Genomic DNA, 495 nt, shown 5'->3' on the forward strand with positions numbered 1-495 from the left:
ACTTCTTGTGTCTGCATACCAATGTACGAAACCTGCAAAGTCTTCGCAGAACTATGTGCATACTACATATCTGATAAACAGATGTTTGCGCGTGTGATTAGAACTTCAATTTTAGTGTCAACAATTTATAATATATTGATATATAAGCAGCTAAAAAACAGAAAAACGCATTTACACCTACCACAAATATACTGTATTGATCATTTAATCATTTTATTATCAGTGTATTATTTATCTATGAATAGCATTGATGAACTACAAAACAGGTACTATGTGTTTAATTCAATTGAAAAATGTAATTAATGATAATTTTTTCAACTGAAATTCCGCAAACTTGCTATATTAATAATGGATAAACATTTTTGTTCGGAACATTTACTTCTGGAATGGTTTGTATAGCTAAATATAACGTTAATATATCTATATGTGCACGTTTTTGATGATAGCATAGGTAAAAGCGATAAATAGAATATTATTCCTATACTTATTATCGAC

Origin of the sequence: Bacteroides sp. AM16-24 (assembly GCF_003471885.1) — a bacterium.
Lineage (GTDB): Bacteria > Bacteroidota > Bacteroidia > Bacteroidales > Bacteroidaceae > Bacteroides.